The organism is Aminobacter sp. UC22_36 (assembly GCF_044056035.1).
Classification (GTDB): Bacteria; Pseudomonadota; Alphaproteobacteria; order Rhizobiales; family Rhizobiaceae; genus Aminobacter.
Window position 1 is genome coordinate 638,455 of record NZ_CP171995.1, and the last position, 14,086, is coordinate 652,540.

Genomic DNA, 14,086 nt, shown 5'->3' on the forward strand with positions numbered 1-14,086 from the left:
ACCCTAGAGCTACTGGCTTCCGGTTTGGGGCGCAAGACATTTTTTCTCCTCGAACATGAAATTTCATGTTGAAGTACAAAAAATGTTCGTTAGCTTCCCGCTACGGCTTTGGAGGGACGATAAATGACTTATGTGGTGACCGACGCCTGCGTGCGGTGCAAGTTCACCGACTGCGTGGCTGTGTGCCCAGTGGACTGCTTCCACGAAGGCGAAAACATGCTGGTGATCGACCCCGAGGTTTGTATCGACTGCGGCGTATGCGAACCGGAGTGCCCGGCCGATGCGATCCTAGCCGATACCGACCCGTTGGCGGAAAAGTGGCTGGCGCTAAACAGGCAGTATTCAGCGAAATGGCCTGTCATTTCGGCCCAGATGCCGCCACCTCAGGATGCACAAGCCTTCAAGGGTCTCGATGGCAAGCTCGAAACCCATTTCTCGCCAGAGGCCGCTGCACGTCGATAGGCAGCGCCTAATGCGGCGCGATCCCATCGAACAGGATATCGAGGATCTGCACCGCAAGCTCGGTCGGCGTTAGCCCACCCGGCCGGTACCATTCGCGGGTCCAGATCAGTGTTCCCTGCAGCACCTGGTTGGCAAGCGACACATTGATGCCTGGCCGCAATTCGCCTGCCTCGGAAGCGGCCACCATCAGGTCGCGCCAGATCCTGTTGGTCTCGTTCAAAAGCCCGAAATGCCGCTCGCGCACGTCCTCTGGAACCTGATTGATGACATTGCCGTGCGCGGCTATGTAGTCGAGCTTCTGCAGCGTCGTGTTGAGATAAGTGATCGCCGCCGCCTCGATGCGCTCGCGATAGGACGTTGCCGGCGGCAGTTGCTGCAGCGTGGCCAAGAGCCTCAAGTGCAGCTCCCGGGTCAGGCTGTTGATCATTTCCTCGACCAGCACGTCCTTTGTCGGGAAGTGATAGCGCAGCGCCGTCACATGCAGATCGATCGCGTCGGAAATTTCACTGAGCTTGGTGAGCTGATAGCCCTTCTGGGCAAACACCTTGGCGGCAGCGTCGAGGATCTTTTCCTGCACGCCTTCGGTCTTGCGGCTCGGCTTGCGGCCTGAAGCCCTGCGCGCAGTCCGGTTGATTTCGCGGACAGCCCCATCCGCCTCCAGTGTCGCCATTTCTTCCGGTTCTTTGGCGGTCATTGTCCGCATGTCCGAGCTTGCCAACTCGCCTGTTCCACTGTCGTTGTTCCACTCATTCGCAACGCGCCTCCGTGCCATCAAACCACAGCTTTCCCATCCGTGGCTGGCCATCGCGCAACCTCGGCAATCGCCGGGATCTGGCGGTGGAATACGGCTTCGTCGGGCATTCACATCCGCCCCACCATGGCGATGCCAAGGGATCATGCAAGGAAATTTTCTCCTTGAGCATGAAAATATTACGGATAAGTTCGCCGGCGAGAATGCGGGAGGGTATCAGGATGTTCGAGCTCGATCTCCGAGGGCGCCATATCGTCATCGCCGGCGGCAGCAGGGGGCTTGGCCTCCACGCCGCGCTTGCCTTCGCGGAGGCTGGGGCCGCGGTGTCGATCTGCGCTCGTGGCAAAAGCGACCTCGAAGCTGCCAGAGAAATGATCGCAGCGCACGGCGTCGTTGCCCATGCAGCCTGTTGTGACCTCGCCGACCTTGCCTCGATCATGGCCTATATCGAGGAGGCCGCTGCCAAGCTTGGCGGCATCGACATTTTGGTCAACAACGCCACCGGCAAGGCCAGCTCCGACACCGAACAGGACTGGACCGCAAGCCTCAGCATCGATGTGCTCGCCACCGTTCGTGCCTCATCGGCCGCCCAACCCTACCTGGAAAAGGGGGCCAACCCGGCGATCATCAACATCTCCTCGCGTACTGCTTTCGCCCCCGCCCCGACAACACCAGCCTATGGGGCCGCGAAGGCGGCAATCATGCACTTCACCCGGTCGCAAGCCGCGGCACTGGCCAAGAAGGGCATCCGCGTCAACTGCGTTGCGCCTAGCTCCCTGGAATTTCCTGGCGGGTGGTGGGACAAATGCCGGATTGAGAACCCGGAACTCTACATCAGGACACAGGCGAGCTTTCCTTTTGGTCGCTTCGGCACGCCGGAGGACATCACGCGCGTTATCCTGTTCCTCGCCTCACCACTCAGTGGCTGGATCACCGGCCAGACCCTGCTCGCCGACGGCGGCCAGACACTGCAATGAGGACCGATGCCGTGCATTTAGACACGTAGTGGCATCGAGCACGTGAATTCGCCACGACGCCATCACTTCTGCCAGAAGCGTAAGGCGCCGGCGAGTGATGTCTGGAAGACGGCGGTACAAGCGCGCCGAGGACTTTCATCGATGCAATCCGGTAACGCAATGTCGAGGCGACCGGCCCTTCGGACGCCGCGATATTGTCCGTGGACGTCCCACGTCGAGTTGCAGCGCGTGTAGGGCATTGGCTTCTGAACAAGGCAAGCGGTGGGTCAAAAACCCGCAAAAAGGCCTGACAAGAACAATACCAGTTTAACACCTGAAAAAAATTATGCATAAAGGAGCGACTTTTCACAGGTGGTTCCGATGGGCGATCAAGCAATCCTCGACTTCCTCACAAGACAGCTTTCAGACGAGAGCGGCGAACCGCTTTACCGAAGGCTGGAAGACGCCATCAAACAGGCGATCTCCACCACCCAGCTCAAGCGCAATGCCGTCATCCCCAGCGAGCGCACGCTGTGCGAAGCACTTGGCATCTCGCGCGTCACCGTACGCAAAGCCATCGACGGTCTTGTCTCAGACGGGCTGCTCGACCGCCGCCAGGGTGCCAAGACCGTGGTGTCGTCGCGACTGGAGAAGTCGCTTGCGACCATGACCAGCTTCTCCGAAGACATGCGCTCGCGCGGGCTGGAACCCGGATGCGTGTGGATTTCGCGAGAGATTTCACGCCCTTCGCCGGCCGAAATGATGGCATTGGGTATCTCCGGCAGCGAAAAGGTCGTGCGCCTGCGTCGCCTGCGCACCGCCGACGACACGCCGATCGCCATCGAGATCGCGACGCTGCCGGCCCGCTTCGTGCCCGACCCCCAGGCGGTCAGAGAATCGCTCTACGAATATCTCGAGGCCACCGGCGCCCTGCCGGTCCGGGCGCTGCAGCGGATGCAGGCCAAGCCCGCCACCGACGAGGAACGCGAGCTTCTCGCCACACCGGAGGACACCTCGCTGCTGGTCATGGAGCGACGCTGCTTCCTCGCCGACGGCCAGATCGTCGAATTCACCCAGACCAAATACCGCGGCGACGTCTACGACTTCGTCATCGAATTGATGCGATAATACCAGTTCAAATCCTGTTGCAATCTGGTCTTAGACTGCTACCGTCTGGGCATCACAGGAGATGCCCGCGTGCCGCTTGATTTCGCCGCCCTCGACAATGGTCTCATCGTGTCCTGCCAGCCCGTCAAGGGTGGCGCCATGGACAAGGCCGAGATGGTCGTGGGCTTCGCGCTGGCAGCCATCGACGGCGGCGCCGCAGCGCTGCGCGTTGAAATCCGCCGAGTATGTCGCCGCCGTCCGCGCCGCCACCGGCAAGCCGATCGTCGGGCTGGTCAAACGCGACCTTAACGACACACCCGTCCGCATCACGCCCTGGCTCGAAGACGTCGATGCGCTCGCCGAGGCCGGTGCCGACATCATCGCCTACGACGCCACCCAGCGTGCCCGCCCGGTTGCGACCAGGGCACTCATCGAGCGCATCCATTCCCATGGCCGTGCCGCCATGGCCGATTGCTCCACCATATCCGACGCCGAACAGGCGCTGGCCGAGGGCGCCGATGTCGTCGGCTCCACGCTTGCCGGCTACACCGGCGCGGTAGAACCCACCGAGCCCGACTTCGCGCTGGTGGCGGCGATGCGGAAGCTCACGCCTTACGTGGTCGCCGAAGGCAATGTCCGCACCCCCGCCCAGGCGCAGCAGGCGTTGGCATCAGGTGCATCCATGGTGGTCGTCGGCTCGGCCATTACCCGCCCCGAATATGTGACCTCATGGTTCCGCGCCGCACTCGACGAAACCATCGCCAAGGCCGGAGCCTGATCGCCATGGCCGACACCGTTCTCGCGCTCGACATCGGCGGCACCAAGATGCTCGCGGCCCTGGTGCGCAGGGACAAGGTGGTCGAAACGCACAAGATGCCGACGCCGCGCAGCGGCGATCCCGAGCAGTGGCTGACGGCGCTGTTCGACGCAATTTCTGGCTGGAAAGGCCGCTACGACACCGTAGGCGTCGCCGTTTCCGGCATCGTCGACGACGGGTGCTGGTCGCCGCTCAACCGCAAGACCCTTGATATCCCCGACCGCTTCCCGCTGGTCGCGACCGTCAAGAGGCTAGCCGGCACCGATAGCGTGCTCGCCGCCAACGACGCGCAGGCCGCCGCCTGGGGCGAGTTCTCCAGCGGCGCCGGCCAGGGCGAGGACCTCGTCTTCCTCACCATCTCCACCGGCATCGGCGGCGGCATTGTCGTCAACGGCCGCGTGCTCGGCGGGCTCGCTGGTCATTTCGGCCTCCTGCGCAGCCTGGACGAGAATGCAGGCGTTCTCGAGGACCACGTCTCCGGCAACTGGATCGCCGCGCAGGCCGCACCGCATCAGGCCGGCGCCACCGCGCGTGAGGTCTTTGAGGCAGCTGCCGCGGGCCACAATTGGGCGCAAGACATCATCAAGGCATCGGTCAGCCAGACCGCCCTTTTGTGCCGCAACATCCAGCTCATGCTTGACCCCGCCCGCATCGTCATCGGCGGCGGCATAGGCCTTGCACCTGGCTATCTCGAATCCGTCCGGCAGGCGCTGGGAAACCTGCCGCCACGGCTCACCCCGCAGCTTCACGCGGCAGCACTCGGAGAGAGCGCCGGCGTCGTGGGCATCGCGGATCTAGCAAAACGTCAGAACTGACCTAGAGGGAGAACACCACATGACATTTTCGACGCTCAGAAAGGGCGGCCTGATCGCGGCTGCGATAGTCAGCCTGATGGCGGGGCCCGCCTTCGCCAAGGTGACCGTGCTCGGCTGGCCGGGCGGCCCCGAGGAAACCGCGCTGCGCGCCGCCGCCGACGCCTACAACGCCAAGTCTGATGTCACCGCCGCCAACAAGGTCGAGCTGCTGTTTTTCAACCGTGACGGCTTCTGGGACAAGCTGCAGGCCGACCTTGCCGCCGGCTCCAAGGCCTTCGACGCCAACCTGCTCGCCACCTACTCCATCGGACGCTACGCGCCGTTCATGGAGCCGGTCGAGCTGTCGGACGAGGCCAAGGCCGTCTACGGCGACTCGGTATTGACCACCATGCAGTATGAAGGCAAGCAGTTCGGCGTGCCGACCGACCTGTCGCTGCACTTCATGTATTACCGCAAGGACTTGATCGAGGCGCTGCTCAAGGACGACGCGGCCAAGGCGAAGTTCGCCGAAATCTCCGAAAAGCACCTCGGCAAGAAGCTCGAGCCGAAGAACCCGGACGAGTGGACCTGGGACGACTATGCGGCGACCGCGCTGTACTTCACGCAGGCCGTGAACCCGGATAGCCCGACACGCTACGGCACCGTGCTGCAGCTCAAGAACCTGCTCTTCAACATGATGGTGTTCCAGTCCCTGCCGCGTTCCTATGGCGGCAACTGGATGGACGAGAGCGGCAAGGTCACGGTCAACTCCGACGCCTACCGCAAGGGCCTCGAGATCTACAAGCTGCTCTATGACGCCGGCGCCACCCCGCGCGACTCGCTGTCCTACGAGTTCGCCGAGGCCAACGCCGCCTACGCGTCAGGTCAGGTCGCCGCCATGATGCAGTGGAACGCCGCCGCCTCCGACCTGACCTCCAAGGAGAAGTCGCCCGCGGTCGCCGAGGTCACCGAGACCATCGCCCCGCCGGCCGGCCCCGAGGGCCGCTTCACCCACATCCACGGCCTCGGCTTCGGCCTCAACAAGAATGCCGAGAACAAGGATGGCGCGAAGGCCTTCATCAAGTGGCTGTCGTCGAAGGAAGCAGCTCTGATCTATGCCAAGAACAACGGCGCACCGGCGCTTACACCCGACGTCGTCAAGGAAGTGGCAGCCGACCGTCCCGACCTGGTCAAGCTCGGCGAATTCGCCAGCAAGTACGGCTATGTCATGAACGGCGGCACCTCGGCCAAGGCGCTCTCGGTCTATGAGCTCCAGGCCAAGGAGTTCACCGGCTACTGGTCGGGCCAGCAGTCGCTCGACGACGCGCTTGGCAACACCGAAAAGGGCATGGCCGATCTGCTCAAGTAAGCGGTTGGCCGGTGGCGGCGCAATGCCCCCGCCGGCCACCCCCAACAGGTTCAGGATTCGGCATCTCCCCGCGCTTCCATGCCCTGGGCATGGCCGGGCGATCCTGGCACCCCTTTCTGCCCGCGTGGGTCCGAGGTGCCGAATCCTGAGCCTGTCCAGATGAATGCCTTGATGACGGCCACGGTTTCCGGGTCGGCCAGCAGCCATTGCTTCCATTGGAACGCCAGCCTTAGATCGGTTTTGATGACAACGTTTTCGCAACGCGCCCCCTCGTCCGAATTCCGGCTTCTGGCAGTGCCGCTGGTGCTGTTCCTGCTCGTCTTCCTCGGCTTCCCTGCGATCGTCAACCTCGTCTATTCGGTCTCCGAGGTCAGTTTCGAGACACTGCGCAGCCCCGAGATATCAGGCTTCTCCAACTTCACTGCCGTCTGGAACGACAGTTCCTTCTGGCAGGCAAGCTGGTTCTCCTTCCGCTTCGGCCTGCTCACTGCCGTGCTCGAATGCGCGATCGGCCTGTTCCTCGCCATCTTCCTGTCGCCACTGATCGAAAAGCGCAGCTGGCTGATGGCGATCCTTATGCTGCCGCTGATGGTGGCGCCGGCGCTCGTCGGCCTGATGTACCGCCTCGTGTTGCACGAGTTCGTCGGCCCGGTGCCCTATTATCTCTGGACCTGGTTCGGCGCGAGCTTCTCGTTCCTCGGGCCGGCTTCGGCCTTCTGGACGCTAACAGTGGTCGAGACGCTACAGTGGACGCCCTTCGCCTTCCTGCTCTTCTACATGGCCTACCAAGCCATCCCCAAGGAGATCATCGAAGCCTCCGCCATGGACGGTGCGCGCTATCGCCACCGGCTCTGCTACATCGAGCTACCGCTGATGGCACCGACAATCGTGGTTGCCCTGCTCATCCGCTTCATCGACGGCTTCCGCGTCTTCGACAATGTCTATGTGCTGACCGGCAGCGGCCCGGGCGGCTCGACCGCCTCACTGTCGATCTACATCTATGAAGCCTTCTTCAAACAGGGCGCCATCGGCAAGGCGGTCGCGGCCTCCGTCATCCTGTTTGCCGTGTCGTTCACCGTCCTCTACGGCCTCAACGCGCTTGCCGCCCGTCGCAAGGGAGCCCGCTGATGATCACCGCCCTCCGCTGGATCGTCTTCGCTATTGCCGCCCTTGCGATGAACTTCCCGATCCTCGTCACGCTCTCGACCTCGTTCAAGAGCGCACGCGAGCTGTCGACCAATCCCGGCCTATGGGTTTACGCGCCAACGCTCGCAAACTACGCCACCGTCTTCACCGTGTCTGATCGGCTCAACATCTTCCTCTATCTCGCCAACAGCGTCGCGGTCGCCGCACTCGGCACCCTGCTAGCAGTCGCCTTCGCCCTGCCCGCAGCCTACGCGATCGCCCGCGGCAAGCTCGGCGAACGCACGCTCCTGCCCTTCATCGTCAATTTGCGTGCCGTGCCGCTGATCATCTTCGCCATTCCGCTTTACATGATGTTCCAGTGGCTGGCGCTTCTCGACACACGTCTAGGCCTCGGCCTGATCCTCACCATCGTCAACCTGCCGCTGGCGCTCGTCATCCTGGTCAACGCCATCCGTGACCTGCCGGGCGAGCTTGACGAAGCAGCCCTGATGGACGGTGCCACCCGCTTCCAGATCCTGACAAAAGTCATCGCCCCGCTTTGCCGTCCGGCCATCGTCACCAGCCTGATCTTCGGCTTCATCACCGCCTGGAACGAGTTCCTGTTCGGCCTGATGCTGACCACGTCCAAGGCGGTGCCCATCACCGTCGGCGCCTCGTTCTTCTTCGCCGCCAGCGGCGGCGGCGTGCAGTGGGGCGTGGCCTCGGCCGTCATGATCGTCGGCGCGCTGCCGCCGATGCTGCTCGGCCTCGTCATGTATCGCCAGATCAGCGGGTCGATGACGGCCGGCGCGGTCAAAGGCTGACACGCACGTCGGCCCGAAAATCCTGTGATTTTCGGAAAGCACGATGTGCAGACAAGAGTTTCTCCCAGGAGGTTCTATGGCTACGATTTCACTGCAAAAGGCCGGCAAGCGTTATGGCGGCACCGAGATCATCAGGGATCTCGACCTCGACATTTCGGATGGCGAGTTCGTCGTCATCGTCGGCCCCTCGGGCTGCGGCAAGTCCACGCTTTTGCGCATGATCGCGGGGCTCGAGGAGACCACCTCCGGTCGCCTGCTGATCGATGGCCGGGACGTCACCAAGGCGGCGCCGGTCGAGCGCCAGCTTGCCATGGTGTTCCAGTCCTACGCGCTCTATCCACACATGACCGTGCGCCAGAACATGGGCTTTGGGCTCAAGCTCGCGAAACTCTCGCCGGATGCAATCAAGGCCAAGGTCGACCAGGCTGCCGACACGCTGAAGCTCACCCATTTGCTCGACCGCTACCCGCGCCAGCTGTCGGGCGGCCAACGCCAGCGCGTTGCCATCGGCCGCGCCATCGTACGCGAGCCGGTTGCCTTTCTCTTCGACGAGCCGCTGTCCAATCTGGACGCAGCACTCCGCGTCGACATGCGGCTCGAGATCGCCAAGCTGCACCGGGCGCTTGGTGCCACAATGATCTATGTCACCCACGATCAGGTCGAGGCGATGACGCTGGCCGACCGCATCGTCGTGCTCAAGGAAGGCCGCGTCATGCAGCACGGCAGCCCGCACGAGCTCTACGAGCGTCCCGCCAATTTGTTCGTCGCCCAGTTCATCGGCAGCCCCAAGATGAACGTGCTCGCCTGCGCCCCATCTGGCGACGCCAAGCTTGACCTCGCCGGCCAGGGCGTGCTGTCCCTCGCCTTTTCCGGCATGCCGACCCAGCTCGGCGCCCGCCCCGAACATCTGGCACTTGTGGCTCCCGACAACGGCAACTGCCGCGGCACAGTCGAGGTCGCCGAATATCTCGGCGGCAACACCAGCGTCTTCATCCGCAATGACCAGCTTGGCCTGATCAACGTCAGTGCGCCCGCAGACACCGCAGTTCGCGTAGGCGAGACGGTCGGTATAGCTATTGACAGTGCGCGCGTGTCACTGTTCGACGCCCAGGGCGAGGCCATCGCCCGCCTTGCTTGAGCGCGAAATCGCCCCCATCTCACAGGGCGATGATCTCCGGGGGGGGCAGTGGCGATAGAAAGGCCTCCGGCAATTTCTGCATGCATGCCTGATCGCATCCATTCGTTAGCGCAATGGCGTCTGCGGCGCGGCCATTAGCCTATTGCAGGCTTGCCAATTCGCGGTTTCACACTGGGGGTGGGTTCTACCTCTGGTGCGACTTTGCAGCGATGCCAATGGGTTGTCGTACGCAAGATTGCCCGTTGGTGTCACGCCGGCGCGTTACTCAGGAAGGCCGGCCTTGCGGAAGCCACCGACGAAATGCTCAAGCGTCGCGGCGTCGCGGAATGGCTCCGTCGTCGCCCAGTGGCGCGTTGTGAAATGCGGATTGCCGACAAGGAACAGTTCGACCTCGGCACGCGCCTCGTCGAGCCGGCCGAGCTGGGCAAGGCTTGCCGCCAGGAAACGGCGTGAACTCGTTCGGTAGGTCTCGTCCCGGCGCAACGTATCGACGGCTGCCTCGTAGTCGCCGGCCGCATACTGCGCCTGGCCGAGTGTCAGATAGTACCAGCTTGCCGGAAACGGGTTCAGCCGGAACGCCTTGCGAATGTTCTCAAGCCCTTCATCGACACGCCCGGCAAGGACAGCAATGTCGGAGAGCGCCGCCCAGGTATCGGCCTCGTTCGGGTCGAGCTCGATCGCCCGGGCGAATTCCGCATCCGCCTCGGCGAAGCAACGCTCATAAGCAAGCAGGTAAGCCAGGATCCAGCGGCAGCCGGCATCGTTGGGATCTATCGCGACAGCCTTGCGCGCCAGTTCCAAGGCAACGCCACGGTCAGCTTCTGTCGGACCGCCCCAATGCACCCATCCCATCCAATGGTTCATGGCAAGCCAGCGATAGGGCTCGGCGTAGTCAGGATCGAGCAAAACCGCGCGCGTCAGCATCAGATGCGCTTCCCGCGCCATCTGCGGCGAATCATCGATCAGCCTGCGCGCCCGCACGCAAAGATCGTAGGCCTCGAGATTCCTGGGCCGGGTGCGCGAAGGCTGGGTGCGTAGCCGGCCGAGCAACGCCTCCACGATCTTGCCGGTGACCTCGTCCTGGACGGCGAAGATATCGTCCACGCTGCGGTCGAAGCGTTCCGCCCACATATGATCGCCGTTCCGCGCGTCGACCAGTTGGGCGTTGATGCGCACGCGGCCCCCGGCGCGCCGTGCGCTGCCCTCCAGCAAATAGCGCACGCCGAGGTCGCCTGCGATCGTGCGCACGTCCATCGCCCTCCCCTTGTAGGCAAAGGATGAGTTGCGTGCGATGACGAACAGCCCGGGCACCCTGGACAGGTCGGTGATCAGGTCTTCGGTCAACCCGTCCGCGAAAGCCCCCTGCTCGGGATCGTTGCTGACATTGACGAAGGGCAGCACGGCTATCGACGGTTTGTCGGGTAGCGGCAAGGGTTTTTGCTTGGCTACGCCAAGCTGTTCGACCGCACCGGTGAAGCGGTAACCGACGCGCGGGACCGTGGAGATCCATTCGCCACCGTCGTCGTTGGGACCAAGCAATTTTCTGAGCTGCGCGATCTGGACGGTGAGGTTGCCCTCCTCGACCGAGGTGCCCGGCCAGGCCGCATCCATCAACTCGGACTTGCCGAGGATTTCGCCCGGTCTCCCGACCAGCGCCGCAAGCAGCTTCAGCCCGCGGTGGCTGACGGCCACAGGACCATCGTTCCGGACCAGCGTTCCAGCATCCGGATCAAGCACGAACGGACCAAAGGCAAAACGCGCTCCCTGCATGCGGCGCATCTATAGCCCGTTTGGAAGTTTTTGGAACTATTTGGCAGGACTTAAGGACGACGCGGTTCGTATTCTGCAGAAGTCATCCTCATCGAGGTCGAGGGGTCCAGCATCTCAAGGCCGGACGAGGTTGCTATGAACGATATTTGCAAGGTTGCACCGGCCTCGCCTCAGGCAAGATGGGCGAACCTGCCAGGCACCATAGCGACCTGGCGCTGGCGGATACGCTTCCGCTGGGAACTCGAACAGAAATTGAAAGCCGATCCCCATCTGATCGACGATATCGGCCTGACACGACGCCAGGTCGAGACGGAGATCGCCAAACACTTCTGGCAAGCGTGAGGCTGTGATGACACCTGACCGCCAGTTTCTTCGTGCAGCAGTGGTTCGCCACGTGACAGAATTGCCCTGCTGCCCTGCATCGAGGTCTGCATGACGGCCGAAAGCACGACAACGCAGCGACAGATCCCATGGGCCGCGATGGCGGGTGTCATTGCGACCGTCACGGTATTTGCCGTGGCACAGGGACTGACCTATCCGCTGCTCAGCTTCATCCTGGAGCGGCAAGGGACGACGGCAAGCCTGATCGGCCTGTCGGCGGCGATGACACCGCTGGGTTTCATCGTGTCTTCGCCCGTCATTCCCGGGCTGACCCGGCGTGCGGGAGCAGCGCGGCTTGCGATCCTGTGTTCGATATTGGCTGCGGCCACCCTGGTCGCCATCGCCCTGATCCAGGACGCCTGGGCCTGGATGCCGCTGCGCTTCCTGCTCGGCTTCTTTGCCAATCCACTCTACGTGATCAGTGAAACCTGGCTGCTGGCGATCACGCCGGCATCCCGGCGGGGTCGCATCATGGGCCTTTATTCAGCGATCGTTTCGGGCGGCTTCGCCATCGGCCCGCTATCGCTCGGCCTGGTCGGTACGGAGGGCTGGCCGCCTTTTATGGTCGGCATCGTGGCGTTCCTTGCCTGCGGCCTGATCGTACTTGCGGTCGTACCGCGCATGCCAAGGATGCCGCATGACGGTGAGGCAACGTCGATCGGCGACTTCTTCACCCTTGCGCCGCTGCTGTTGTTTGCGGTTTTCACCGCCGCCGCCTTCGAGCAGACCTTGATTTCCCTGTTTGCGGTCTATGGCGCAGCGCTCGGCAGCGCCGAAGGCAGGATCGCTTCGCTCATCACCTGCTTCATCGCCGGCAACGCCTTGCTGCAGATCCTGCTCGGGCGCATGGCCGAGCAGCTAGGCTCGACGCGAACCATGCTGTCCTGTGTCCTGGCTTCACTGGCTGGCTGCCTGCTGTTGCCACAGGTCTTCGACGCGTGGCTGATCTGGCCCGTTGTCTTCCTGTGGGGCGGGGCCTCTTTCGGAATCTACACCATGGCGCTGATCCAGCTCGGCGAGCGTTTCACCGGCCAGGCCTTGATCGCCGGCAATGCAGGTTTCGCGCTTGCATGGGGCATCGGCGGCATCGTGGGCTCGCCTGCGACGGGCCTGGCGATACAACTGATCGGACATCAGGGACTGCCATTGGCGCTAGGCCTGGCATGCGCCGCGCTGGCAGTGTGTCTGCTGGTGGAGCGACGACGTGGTCGCTTCGGCATCGACGGCGCCCCGGAGTAGAGCGGTCATACGCCTGACATATCGCGGCAACAAAACGGCGCCCCAAGAGGAGCCGAGGCATCACATGGCGCAGATCATTTTCCTGCATGGGGCATCCAGCAGCGGAAAGTCCACCATCGCAAGAGAACTGCAAGCCCGCATCGAAAGGCCGTTCTGGCACATTTCGATCGACCACCTGCGCGACTCCGGCGTTCTCCCCCTCAGCCGCTTCCGCAGCGGGGAATTTGCCTGGGCCGAGTCCAGGAAGGCTTTCTTCGACGGCTTCCACGCGTCGCTTGTCGCCTATGCCGACGCCGGCAACAACCTGATCCTTGAACACATACTGGATACGCCAGGGTGGCTTGAGACCCTTTCCGGCTCTTTTGCGCAACACGACGTGTTCTTCGTCGCCGTGCACTGTCCGCTGGAACTGCTGATCGAACGCGAAAGCGCACGCGGCGACCGGCCGCTGGGAAGCGCTAAACGCGACTACGAGACAATCCATCTCGGCAAGACCTACGACCTGGAACTGGACACGACGGATGGCGTGGACGCCAATGTCGCGACAGTGCTCGACGCTTGGCGTCAGACCGAACGCAGCTCCAGCTTCAGCCTGATACGGCTCTGACTGGCGGTCACGCCTTCAGAAAGCTGTCGGCAAGGCGCGTCTCGCCAAACCAGTTGATGCGGTTGATGGTGATGTAGCCGGCATCGATGATGCTGTTTTCGTCGCCCTTGACGCTCGTCCGCTCACGGCCCCTCGGTAAGACGAGCACGGTGCGATCGCCGTCCTGTTCGACGACCTCCGAGCGCCGGGCGATCTTGTCGCGGCCGATCTTTGGCTGCCGGATTTCGGCCGGTAGCGACGATGGCAGATTGATGCTGAGCCAATGGCCCTCCAGCACCCAGTCCGCCCGCTTGCGCCACAGGTCGGCGATCAGCCCGCCGAGCCAGGCATCGTCGCTTGGCCGGATGTCGGGCGACTTGACCTGCGAGAAGCCGATGGCCGGAACACCCCAGAAGCTGGCCTCGCGGGCGATGCCGAGCGTGCCGGAATAGGCAAGGTCTTCAGCGACGTTGCGGCCGTCATTGATGCCGCCAAGAACGATGTCGGGCCTGTCGTCGCCGGCAAGCAGCCAGGTCATGGCGGTGACGACGCAGTCCGCAGGCCGGCCGGAGCAGGAATACCAGCGTTCGGCGATGCGGCGCATGGTGATCGGCTCGGCCATGGTCAAAGACGGGCCGGCGGCGGTGTACTTGCGCTCGGGCGCAACAACCCAGACATCGTCGCTGATGGTTTGCGCCGCCGCCGTGAGACGGGCCAGGCCCGGCGCGGCGATGCCGTCGTCGTTGCAGATCAGGATTTTCATGGCG

General features: G+C 63.2%; 14 protein-coding genes and 1 pseudogene. 12 read left to right on the plus strand and 3 right to left on the minus strand.

All coding sequences use genetic code 11. The annotated features are described in order from the left end of the window. Nucleotides 1-123 precede the first annotated feature (123 nt). Nucleotides 124-462, plus strand: coding sequence for a ferredoxin FdxA (gene fdxA / locus ACHMW7_RS02730; RefSeq protein WP_395446353.1), 339 nt, complete (start codon nucleotides 124-126; stop codon nucleotides 460-462). Between the two features lie 7 nt (nucleotides 463-469). On the opposite strand, the gene ACHMW7_RS02735 is transcribed toward fdxA, so the two are convergent. Further along, entirely contained in the window at nucleotides 470-1,156 is a 687-nt protein-coding gene (locus tag ACHMW7_RS02735) for a TetR/AcrR family transcriptional regulator (protein WP_395446354.1), read from the minus strand. Nucleotides 1,157-1,434: 278 nt separating this feature from the next. Here ACHMW7_RS02735 and ACHMW7_RS02740 point away from each other — a divergent pair, with 278 nt between their 5' ends. The 8 genes and pseudogenes from ACHMW7_RS02740 to ACHMW7_RS02775 all read left to right on the plus strand — a co-directional run bounded on the left by ACHMW7_RS02740 (nucleotide 1,435) and on the right by ACHMW7_RS02775 (nucleotide 9,343). Next, on the plus strand, nucleotides 1,435-2,190 hold the full coding sequence (locus tag ACHMW7_RS02740) for an SDR family NAD(P)-dependent oxidoreductase (protein WP_395446355.1): 756 nt from the start codon (nucleotides 1,435-1,437) through the stop codon (nucleotides 2,188-2,190). A 360-nt stretch (nucleotides 2,191-2,550) separates the two neighbouring features. Continuing rightward, a complete protein-coding gene (locus ACHMW7_RS02745) occupies nucleotides 2,551-3,297 on the plus strand; it encodes a GntR family transcriptional regulator (protein ID WP_395446356.1) in 747 nt (248 codons plus the stop codon). A gap of 69 nt (nucleotides 3,298-3,366) precedes the next feature. Beyond that, a pseudogene (locus ACHMW7_RS02750) lies at nucleotides 3,367-4,054 on the plus strand (N-acetylmannosamine-6-phosphate 2-epimerase). Nucleotides 4,055-4,059: 5 nt separating this feature from the next. After that, entirely contained in the window at nucleotides 4,060-4,908 is an 849-nt protein-coding gene (locus ACHMW7_RS02755) for an ROK family protein (RefSeq protein ID WP_395446357.1), read from the plus strand. A 19-nt stretch (nucleotides 4,909-4,927) separates the two neighbouring features. After that, on the plus strand, nucleotides 4,928-6,256 hold the full coding sequence (locus tag ACHMW7_RS02760; RefSeq protein WP_395446358.1) for an extracellular solute-binding protein: 1,329 nt from the start codon (nucleotides 4,928-4,930) through the stop codon (nucleotides 6,254-6,256). A gap of 243 nt (nucleotides 6,257-6,499) precedes the next feature. Continuing rightward, nucleotides 6,500-7,384, plus strand: a complete 885-nt coding sequence (locus tag ACHMW7_RS02765; protein ID WP_395446359.1) for a carbohydrate ABC transporter permease — start codon at nucleotides 6,500-6,502, stop codon at nucleotides 7,382-7,384. Continuing rightward, complete coding sequence (locus ACHMW7_RS02770; RefSeq protein WP_395446360.1) at nucleotides 7,384-8,205, plus strand: carbohydrate ABC transporter permease; 822 nt, start codon at nucleotides 7,384-7,386, stop codon at nucleotides 8,203-8,205. The genes ACHMW7_RS02765 and ACHMW7_RS02770 overlap by 1 nt, the downstream gene beginning before the upstream one ends. A 76-nt stretch (nucleotides 8,206-8,281) precedes the next feature. After that, entirely contained in the window at nucleotides 8,282-9,343 is a 1,062-nt protein-coding gene (locus ACHMW7_RS02775; RefSeq protein ID WP_395446361.1) for an ABC transporter ATP-binding protein, read from the plus strand. Nucleotides 9,344-9,604: 261 nt separating this feature from the next. Here the strand turns inward: ACHMW7_RS02775 and ACHMW7_RS02780 are convergent, their stop codons facing one another. Next, nucleotides 9,605-11,113 carry a winged helix-turn-helix domain-containing tetratricopeptide repeat protein gene (locus ACHMW7_RS02780; RefSeq protein ID WP_395446362.1) on the minus strand — a complete coding sequence of 503 codons (1,509 nt, stop codon included), beginning with the start codon at nucleotides 11,111-11,113 and terminating at the stop codon, nucleotides 9,605-9,607. Between the two features lie 135 nt (nucleotides 11,114-11,248). Between ACHMW7_RS02780 and ACHMW7_RS02785 the strand changes: the two genes are divergently transcribed. From ACHMW7_RS02785 to ACHMW7_RS02795, 3 genes are all read left to right on the plus strand, one after another. Continuing rightward, the gene (locus ACHMW7_RS02785; RefSeq protein WP_395446363.1) at nucleotides 11,249-11,455 is read left to right on the plus strand and encodes a DUF1127 domain-containing protein; all 207 of its coding nucleotides are present in this window, start codon (nucleotides 11,249-11,251) and stop codon (nucleotides 11,453-11,455) included. A gap of 90 nt (nucleotides 11,456-11,545) precedes the next feature. Continuing rightward, a complete protein-coding gene (locus ACHMW7_RS02790) occupies nucleotides 11,546-12,733 on the plus strand; it encodes an MFS transporter (RefSeq protein ID WP_395446364.1) in 1,188 nt (395 codons plus the stop codon). A 64-nt stretch (nucleotides 12,734-12,797) separates the two neighbouring features. Continuing rightward, complete coding sequence (locus ACHMW7_RS02795; RefSeq protein WP_395446365.1) at nucleotides 12,798-13,340, plus strand: chloramphenicol phosphotransferase CPT family protein; 543 nt, start codon at nucleotides 12,798-12,800, stop codon at nucleotides 13,338-13,340. 7 nt (nucleotides 13,341-13,347) lie between these two features. On the opposite strand, the gene ACHMW7_RS02800 is transcribed toward ACHMW7_RS02795, so the two are convergent. Beyond that, nucleotides 13,348-14,082 carry a 5'/3'-nucleotidase SurE gene (locus ACHMW7_RS02800; RefSeq protein WP_395446366.1) on the minus strand — a complete coding sequence of 245 codons (735 nt, stop codon included), beginning with the start codon at nucleotides 14,080-14,082 and terminating at the stop codon, nucleotides 13,348-13,350. Nucleotides 14,083-14,086 lie beyond the last annotated feature (4 nt).

Bases quoted from the DNA above. Each gene is read 5' to 3' on its own strand.
- fdxA (WP_395446353.1), top strand. From the start codon at position 124: ATGACTTATGTGGTGACCGACGCCTGCGTGCGGTGCAAGTTCACCGAC.
- ACHMW7_RS02735 (WP_395446354.1), bottom strand. From the start codon at position 1,156: ATGACCGCCAAAGAACCGGAAGAAATGGCGACACTGGAGGCGGATGGG.
- ACHMW7_RS02740 (WP_395446355.1), top strand. From the start codon at position 1,435: ATGTTCGAGCTCGATCTCCGAGGGCGCCATATCGTCATCGCCGGCGGC.
- ACHMW7_RS02745 (WP_395446356.1), top strand. From the start codon at position 2,551: ATGGGCGATCAAGCAATCCTCGACTTCCTCACAAGACAGCTTTCAGAC.
- ACHMW7_RS02755 (WP_395446357.1), top strand. From the start codon at position 4,060: ATGGCCGACACCGTTCTCGCGCTCGACATCGGCGGCACCAAGATGCTC.
- ACHMW7_RS02760 (WP_395446358.1), top strand. From the start codon at position 4,928: ATGACATTTTCGACGCTCAGAAAGGGCGGCCTGATCGCGGCTGCGATA.
- ACHMW7_RS02765 (WP_395446359.1), top strand. From the start codon at position 6,500: ATGACAACGTTTTCGCAACGCGCCCCCTCGTCCGAATTCCGGCTTCTG.
- ACHMW7_RS02770 (WP_395446360.1), top strand. From the start codon at position 7,384: ATGATCACCGCCCTCCGCTGGATCGTCTTCGCTATTGCCGCCCTTGCG.
- ACHMW7_RS02775 (WP_395446361.1), top strand. From the start codon at position 8,282: ATGGCTACGATTTCACTGCAAAAGGCCGGCAAGCGTTATGGCGGCACC.
- ACHMW7_RS02780 (WP_395446362.1), bottom strand. From the start codon at position 11,113: ATGCAGGGAGCGCGTTTTGCCTTTGGTCCGTTCGTGCTTGATCCGGAT.
- ACHMW7_RS02785 (WP_395446363.1), top strand. From the start codon at position 11,249: ATGAACGATATTTGCAAGGTTGCACCGGCCTCGCCTCAGGCAAGATGG.
- ACHMW7_RS02790 (WP_395446364.1), top strand. From the start codon at position 11,546: ATGACGGCCGAAAGCACGACAACGCAGCGACAGATCCCATGGGCCGCG.
- ACHMW7_RS02795 (WP_395446365.1), top strand. From the start codon at position 12,798: ATGGCGCAGATCATTTTCCTGCATGGGGCATCCAGCAGCGGAAAGTCC.
- ACHMW7_RS02800 (WP_395446366.1), bottom strand. From the start codon at position 14,082: ATGAAAATCCTGATCTGCAACGACGACGGCATCGCCGCGCCGGGCCTG.